This is a genomic window from Thiohalocapsa sp., from assembly GCF_019695415.1.
Taxonomy (GTDB): domain Bacteria; phylum Pseudomonadota; class Gammaproteobacteria; order Chromatiales; family Chromatiaceae; genus Thiohalocapsa.
In genome coordinates, this window is the sequence record NZ_JAIFKJ010000251.1 from 1 (window position 1) to 7,862 (window position 7,862).

At 68.0% G+C, this 7,862-nt stretch carries 4 protein-coding genes and 1 pseudogene; 3 read left to right on the plus strand and 2 right to left on the minus strand.

Annotated features, from left to right (window positions below; all coding sequences use genetic code 11):
- Together I6U14_RS07135 and I6U14_RS07140 are read right to left on the minus strand one after the other, a co-directional pair.
- On the minus strand, nt 1-651 hold a 651-nt coding region (locus I6U14_RS07135), incomplete at its 3' end, for a TolB family protein (RefSeq protein ID WP_367115637.1).
- Between the two features lie 423 nt (nt 652-1,074).
- On the minus strand, nt 1,075-1,728 hold the full coding sequence (locus tag I6U14_RS07140; protein WP_296898056.1) for a response regulator transcription factor: 654 nt from the start codon (nt 1,726-1,728) through the stop codon (nt 1,075-1,077).
- Between the two features lie 266 nt (nt 1,729-1,994).
- Here I6U14_RS07140 and hrpA point away from each other — a divergent pair, with 266 nt between their 5' ends.
- The 3 genes and pseudogenes from hrpA to epsC form a co-directional block, all read left to right on the plus strand.
- A complete protein-coding gene (gene hrpA / locus I6U14_RS07145; RefSeq protein WP_296898058.1) occupies nt 1,995-6,065 on the plus strand; it encodes an ATP-dependent RNA helicase HrpA in 4,071 nt (1,356 codons plus the stop codon).
- A gap of 245 nt (nt 6,066-6,310) precedes the next feature.
- Nucleotides 6,311-7,138 (plus strand): oxygenase MpaB family protein, encoded by an 828-nt coding sequence (locus tag I6U14_RS07150; protein WP_296898060.1) that lies wholly within the window; start codon nt 6,311-6,313, stop codon nt 7,136-7,138.
- Between the two features lie 328 nt (nt 7,139-7,466).
- Nucleotides 7,467-7,844: pseudogene (gene epsC, locus I6U14_RS07155) on the plus strand (serine O-acetyltransferase EpsC); the annotation flags it as partial.
- Nucleotides 7,845-7,862 lie beyond the last annotated feature (18 nt).

The following is a 7,862-nucleotide window of genomic DNA, read 5'->3' on the forward strand; positions in this document are numbered from 1 at the left end:
CATGGAGCGGGCCGGGTCCTCCCCCCCCGGGGGGCGGGTGGCAGCGTCCGCGGCGGGGGCGTAGGCGTGGCGGTTGGAGGCGAACAGGATGGGGTTGCCGTCCGGCGACCAGGAGCCTGCGGCGTCGTAGCCTTCGGCGTTGGTGAGCCGTCTGGGCGGGCCGCCGTCGAGGCCCGTCTCGTAGATCTCATACGTCGGGTCGTAGCTCCAGCTGTAGCGGCTGCCTTGCCCGGCAGCGCGCTTGTCCAGCTCCGCCTGCTGCTTGGCCTCCGCCTGCGGGTCCTGATGGGTGGATGAGAACAGCACCCGCTGGCCGTCCGGGTGGATCCAGGCGCAGGTGGTGCGCCCGGTGCCGGTGGAGATGCGCCTGGTGTCGCCGGTGGTCAGGTCCAGCAGATAGATTTGATAGAAGGGGTTGCCCGGCTCGCGCTCGCTCTGGAAGACCATATAGCGGCCGTCCGCGCTGAAGTACCCCTCGCCGGAGCGGCGGCCCTCGAAGATCAGCTGGCGGGTGTTCCCAAGAAGCAGGTCTTCGTGTCCTTCCGCCGCGGGCGAGGGCTGCGCGACGGCGATGCTCGCGCCTGCGGCGGCGGCAAGGCTTGCCCCTAAAGACACGGAGCGGAAGGTCAGGGTGGGGCGTGACTTTGTCATCGGGGTGCGCGTTCTCGTCGTCATGTTCTGTGTCGCAGATTCTGGCAGCGCTGTCTCAGCCGACCGGGAGGGGCTGCGCGATGTGGTGCGGCCGCGCGGTTTGCCGGCGCGGCTTAGGCTCAGCAAGGGCGTCGGTGCGGGCGCCTTTTGAGAGGCTTGGCCGGACGCGAGGTCCGCCGTCGAGCTACCTGATCTTCTGAGTCTGCGGCCGCCGGTTCCAGTCGCCCGAGCAGGTTGGACACCGCTGACCGGTCTTGTTCCCACATCTGGGCGCAGGTAGCACGGTGCACCAGTCGGCGAGCAGCTGCGGCTGTTCGATCGGGGGCCGGACGAGCCCGGCTCAGGCAGACGGCCGGGCGTTGCTGGAGGGTAACGCGACCTCGGACGCTTAAGGTAGGTCGGAGAGACGGAGCGTAAGCGTTGTCACGCTTGCTCGAGATGCCACTGCACCGCGTGGCGCACCAGCTCACCGCCGCTGGTGAGTCCGAGCTTGCGCTTGATCTTCTCGCGGTGGGTCTCGATCGTTTTGACACTCAAGTGGAGCCTCTCCGCGATCTTGGATGTGGAAAGACCCTGGCCGATGAGACCGAAGACTTCCAGCTCGCGGTCGCTCAGGTCGTGGATACTCGGCGTGCTGGCGTCCCTCTTCTTGGCGAAGCCGTTGATGACGTGCTCCACCATCTCCTCGCTGAGATAGATGCGCCCCGAAAGCACTTGGCGCACGGCCTCCAGGATCTGCTCCGTCAGCTGGTGCTTACTCACATACCCACGGGCGCCGGCGTTGATGGCGCGCTCGGCGAACAGAGACTCGTCATGCACCGAGCACACCAGGGTCTTGAGCTCCGGCGTATGCGCCTTGAGTCGCTTGATGAGCTCGATGCCGTTGCCGTCATCGAGGGAGATATCGATGAGTGCGAGATCGGGCTGATGGGTGCGAACGCTTTCGATGGCGTCGTGCACATTGCCCGCTTCGGCGCACACGGTCAGATCGGGCTCGTCATCGAACAGGCTCCGCAGTCCGGCCCGGACGAGGGGATGGTCGTCGACCACCAAGATGCGGCTGGGTTGAGTGGCCATGGGAAGCGACGCTCCGTCTATCTATGATGAAATCGTGCTCGCTGCGTGCCCTATGCTCATGAAGAATACCGGTCTAAGCCCATGAATCAACGGGGTCCGTGTGTCTTCGCCAAGTCCAGCCGGCCGGTGTGGGGCTTCGTGCCGGCCGGAGCCCGGTGGGCCGCCTGCAGGGATCGGCTGGCCGACAGGTATGGATCGGCTAGGCCCGTGTGCCGAAACCCGGGCCGGGCGGGGCGGAAAGCGCCCCTCGCCCCAACGCTTTGCACATGCACGCCCCCGACAAAAGTCTCCTACCCGAAGTGTCTTCCGCCGCGGCGCAGCGTCCTGAGCGCGAGCCGAGCCTGCCCGGTGACGCCGATCTCGCCGGCTGCCTGATCCGCGACCGCCACGAGCTGCGCCGCCGCCTGCGCGGGCTGCGCCGGCGTGCCGAGCAGGGGCTGCCGGTGGATCGTGGGCTGGCGAAGGTCGCGGAGACCGTCGCGGCGTCCCAGGCCGCCGTGGAGCGCCGGCGGGCGGCGGTGCCTGCCGTGCAGTATCCGCCCGAGCTGCCCGTGAGCGAGCGCCGCGACGAGGTGGCGCGGCTGATCCGGGACCACCAAGTGGTCGTGCTCTGCGGCGAGACCGGCTCCGGCAAGTCCACGCAGCTGCCCAAGCTCTGCCTCGATCCGGCGCTGGGTTTGGGTGAGGGACTGGGCGCAGGGGGAGGCGGCCGCGGGATCTTTGGGCGTATCGGCCATACCCAGCCGCGGCGCATCGCCGCCCGCAGCCTGGCCAGTCGGGTGTCGCAGGAGCTGGGCACGGAGCTCGGCACCACTGTCGGCTACAAGGTGCGCTTCCACGATCGGGTGCACCCGGAAACCTCGGTCAAGCTCATGACCGACGGCATCCTGCTGGCGGAGCTGCAGCAGGACCGGCTGCTGACGGAGTACGACACTCTCATCATCGATGAGGCCCATGAGCGCAGCCTCAACATCGACTTTCTGCTGGGCTACCTGAAGGAGCTGCTGCCGAAGCGCCCGGACCTGAAGCTCATCGTCACTTCGGCGACCATCGACCCGGAGCGCTTCGCCAGGCACTTCGCCGACGCCGAGGGCAAGCCCGCGCCCATCATCGAGATCAGCGGCCGGACCTATCCTGTGGAGGTCCGCTGGCGCCCGCCGGAGGAGGCTTCCGCCGGGGAGCGCGACGACGCCATGCAAAGCGCCATCTCCGACGCCGTCGCCGAGCTGGCCCGCGAGGGCCGCGGCGACGTGCTGGTGTTCCTCTCCGGCGAGCGCGAGATCCGCGAGACCGCGGAGACCCTGCGCAAGCATCACCCGCCGAGCACCGAGGTGATGCCTTTGTACGCCCGCCAGGGGCCGGCCGAGCAGGCCCAGGTCTTCAAGGCACACGGCCGCCGCCGGGTGGTGCTGGCCACCAACGTGGCCGAGACGTCTCTCACCGTGCCCGGCATCCACTACGTGGTTGACCCGGGCTTCGCGCGCATCAGCCGCTACAGCCACCGCAGCAAGGTGCAGCGCCTGCCGGTGGAGCGCGTCAGCCGCGCCAGCGCCGATCAGCGCAAGGGCCGCTGCGGGCGCGTCGCCGCCGGCGTCTGCATCCGGCTGTATGACGAGGACAATTTCCAAGCCCGCGCCGAGTACACCGAGCCCGAGATCCGCCGCACCAATCTGGCGGCGGTGATTCTGCAGATGAAGCGCTTGGGCTTCGGCGACATCGAGACCTTTCCGTTCATCGACCCGCCGGACGCCAAGCTCATCTCCGACGGCTACCGTACGCTGGAGGAGCTGGCCGCGCTGGACGCCGAGGGCCAGCTCACCAAGCTGGGCCAACAGCTCGCCCGCCTGCCGGTGGACCCGCGCATCGGCCGCATGCTGCTGGCGGCGGTGACGCACAAATGCTTGACCGAAGTCCTCATCATCGCCGCCGCGCTCGCGGTGCAGGACCCGCGCGAGCGTCCCATGGAGCAGCGCCAGTCCGCGGATGAGATCCATGCCACCTTCAACCACCCGGACTCGGATTTTCTGGCCTTCCTCAACCTCTGGGCCTTCCTGGAGCAGGAGCGAAAGCACCTGTCCAGGCGGAAGTTCCAGCAGCTGTGCCGGCGGCACTTCCTGTCCTGGAACCGCGTGCAGGAGTGGCACGACGTGCACGGGCAGCTGAAGGAGCAGATGCAGGAGCTCGGCCACAAGCCGAACGCCGCCGAGGGCACTGTCGAGGAGATCCACCGGGCGCTGCTGACGGGCTTGCTCAGCAACATCGGCGTCAAGGACGAGCAGCGGGAGTATCTCGGCGCCCGCGGCGGGCGCTTCTACATCCATCCAAGCTCGGGCCTGTTCAAGGAGGGCCCGAAGTGGATCGTCTGCGCCGAGCGGGTGGAGACCACCCGGGACTACGGCCGCATCGTGGCCCGGGTACAGCCGGGCTGGATCGAGCAGGCCGGGGCGCATCTTATCAAGCGCAGCTATGCGGAGCCGCACTGGCAGTCCAGGCGCGGGCAGGTGGCCGCCTTCGAGACCGTCACCCTGTTCGGCGTGACGCTTGCCGCCCGCCGCCGGGTCAACTACGGCCCCATCAACCCGGCGGAGTCTCGGGAGGTGTTTCTGCGCTTCGGTCTCGCGGAAGGGGACTTCGACACCCGTGCCCCGTTCTGGCGCCACAACCAGGAGCTCATCGACTCCGTCCACCAGCTGGAGGCCAAGTCCCGCCGGCGGGACATCCTGGTGGATGAGGAGGCCATCTACGCCTTCTATGCGGCCCGCGTGCCGACGGGCATCTACTCCAAGCCCCAGTTCGAGCAGTGGCTGCGCAAGGCGACGCAACAGGACCCGAAGTTCCTGCACATGCGGCTTGCGGACGTGCTTGCCCGCGACGCCGCTGAGGTCACGAAGGAGCGCTACCCAGACAGCCTGCGGGTGGGCGCGACGGATTTGCCGCTGGAGTACCACTTCGACCCCGGCCACCGGGCTGACGGCGTGACCCTAGTGATACCGCTGGCGCTGGTGAATCAGGTGGCCCCGGAGCGGCTCGACTGGTTGGTGCCGGGCCTGCTTGCCGAGCGCATCACCGCCATGCTGCGAGGCTTGCCCAAGTCCATCCGCAAGGCCTTCGTGCCCATCCCGGAGACCGCCGAGCGCATCGCGGCCAGGCTCCAACCTTCTGATCGCCCGCTGCTCCAGGCCGTCGCAGAGGAGCTGAAGGCGCTCTTCGGCGTGCATGTGCCGGAGGACGCCTGGGACCTGTCCGCGCTGCCCGAGCACCTGCGCATGAAGGTGCGCCTGGTGGACGCGGACGGCCGCGCCGTCGCCATCGGCGAGGACCTGGTGGCACTCAAGCGCCAACACGGCGACGCGGCAGCCGCCGCCCCCAAGCCCCAGCCTGACACGGGCGGCCTGGAGCGCACCGGCATCACCCGCTGGGACTTCGGCACGCTGCCCGAGCACATCGACCGCATCCATGCCGGCATCCGCCTGCGCGGCTATCCCGCCCTCCTGGATAACGGGGACAGTGTATCCATCTTCGTGCTGGACTCGGCGCACAGCGCCGCGCAGGCCATGCGGGCGGGGGTCAGGCGGCTCATCATGCTGACCCTTGGGCAGGACATGCGCTATCTGCGGCGCAACCTGCCGGGGCTGGACCGGATGCGGCTGCAATACGCCAAGGCGCCCCAGCCTCCTGCGCACCAGCCGCCCTCTGAAGCTTCCGCCGACGCTTCCGGAGCGAAAACCGGTGGTAAGGGGACCGCGCCGCCGGACCTCGCCGACGAGCTGACGGCGCTCATCGTCGACCTGACCTTCACCGAGGGCCAGCCACCCATCCGCGATCAGGCCGCCTTCGAGGCCAGGCTCAAGGCCTGCAAGGGCCGCCTCATGCCCACGGCGAATGAGGTCTGCGAGCTGGCCTCGCGGATCCTTGCGGCCTACCAGGGCCTGCGCAAGCGCCTCGCCGGCATCACCCAGATCAACTGGATGCCGTCGGTGCTGGACCTGCGCGCGCAGCTGGACGCGCTGGTGTTCCGCGGCTTTCTGCAAGAGGTGTCCTTCGAGCGCCTCAAGGAGTATCCCCGCTACCTCAAGGCCGCCGAGCAGCGCACGGAGAAGCTCTTCCACGCCGCCGGCCGCGACCAGCACCGTTTGGCGGAGCTCAAACCCCTGCTGGAGCAGCTCGCCGCGCGCCAGGCCGCCGCCCGCGCCGCCGAGCGCGACGACCCCAGGCTTGAGGAGATCCGCTGGATGCTGGAGGAGCTGCGGGTGTCGTTGTTCGCGCAGCAGCTCGGCACCGCCTATCCGGTGTCCGTCAAGCGCATCCAGGCGCGTTGGAAGGAGCTAGGGTTGTAGTGGTATGCGCAATTACCGGGCGCAACCACCGGCGCATCACGCCGGTGACGGCGTTGTCACATCGACGCCTGGTAGACTGATAGCAACCGACGCGTACGGGCGATTGGAGCCATGACGCTGACTCAAGAGGACATCGGCTTCATCAGCACCGTGGGCGCCCTGATCGTCGCCGCGGTCAAGCTCTGGTAAGCGTAGACGACCGCCCACATGGCCGCGGTTGCAAGCAGCAAAGGGGCCGCCTCGCCATGTCGTCAACAGCCATCAAGGACCCGCCTTACCTACAGACCCTGATCCCGCCGGAGATCCTGGCGCCGCGGGACCGATTCGCCCGTGCGCGCTATATCGCAACGCTGGACCCTGAGCAGGACTGCGAGCAGATCGGCTTCCTGCTGGCGAGCTGCGAGTTCCCCTGGGATACCACCCGTGCGCTCGAGCTGGCCCTGCTGCGCACCTTCGGTGTCGCCAAGGGCACGCCGCTGCTGGTCGAGACTGGCGAGTTGATCCGCCGCACCCAGAAGCGCTACGACGATACAGCGCTGATCCTGGCGGAGATCCAGGAGAACGGCGTGGACCACCCCCGCGGGCGGGCGGCTTTGCGCCGCATGAACCAGCAGCATGGGCGCTACGCCATCCCGCAGGACGAGTATCTCTACACGCTGAGTACATTCGTCTTCGAGCCAATTCGCTGGAATGAACGCTTCGGCTGGCGGCGCATGACCGAAGCTGAGCGGTTGGCGAGCTTCCACGTCTGGCGGCGCATTGGCGCGCGCATGGGAATCCGCGACATCCCGGACGATTACGATGAGCTGGAGCGCTTCAACATCGCGTTCGAGCGGGCCAACTTCCGCGACAGTGAGCACAACCATGCGCTGGCTGCGGCGACGCGGAATCTGATGCTGGGCTGGCTCCTTCCCCGAGTGCTGTGGCCGCTCGGCGCGCCCGTCATTCACGCGCTGCTGGACGAGCCCATGTTGCAGGCCGTGGGCTTCGCGCCGGCGCCGGCAGCGGTACGGGCGTTGGTGCTGGGTGGCATGGCACTGCGTCGGCGGGTGCTATGCCGGTTGCCACCGTGACGCCGCGCGCGGCCCTTGACCCGGCAGCGGCATCGGAGCTACCCGCGCGGCTATCGTATCGAAGAGCTTGGCGCGGATCGCTAGATCCGGTGCCGGAGCCACGAAGAGCACGAAGCGCACCAAGGGACTCGCGCATTCTGGTAGAAGCCTGGCATCGATCAGCTGGTGCTGGGGGCGCCGGCAGGCGATCCTCGACACAGGCTTGGGGCTGTGTGGCGGATAATCGTCATCGCGGTTGCGCAGCGTCGTGCCCTGCCGATGCGACCTGCGCTAGTCTGGCGAGCATCGATCGGACGGCAGCGGCGTGGGCCAGGTATGTCTGCAGACGCTGCCCCAACGGAGCAGCACAATGTTCGACAGGCTACGGGAAGACATCAATTGCGTATTTGACCGTGACCCGGCGGCGCGCAACACCTTCGAGATCCTCACGACCTATCCCGGTTTGCACGCGGTGATGGCGCATCGCTTGAGCCACGTACTCTGGCTGCGGGGCCTTAAGTGGCTCGCCAGGGTCCTGTCCAGTTTGGCGCGGCTCTTCACTGGCATCGAAATCCACCCCGGGGCAGTCATCGGTCGGCGCTTCTTCATCGACCACGGCATGGGCGTGGTCATCGGTGAGACCGCAGTGATCGGCGATGACTGCACCCTCTACCACGGCGTCACCCTGGGCGGCACGAGCTGGCGGAGGGGCCAGCGCCACCCGACCACTGGCTCCGCATAACAT

What these genes read in the sequence shown, in the direction of transcription:
- hrpA (WP_296898058.1), top strand. Translation starts at nt 1,995, where the DNA reads ATGCACGCCCCCGACAAAAGTCTCCTACCCGAAGTGTCTTCCGCCGCG.
- I6U14_RS07150 (WP_296898060.1), top strand. Translation starts at nt 6,311, where the DNA reads ATGTCGTCAACAGCCATCAAGGACCCGCCTTACCTACAGACCCTGATC.
- I6U14_RS07140 (WP_296898056.1), bottom strand. Translation starts at nt 1,728, where the DNA reads ATGGCCACTCAACCCAGCCGCATCTTGGTGGTCGACGACCATCCCCTC.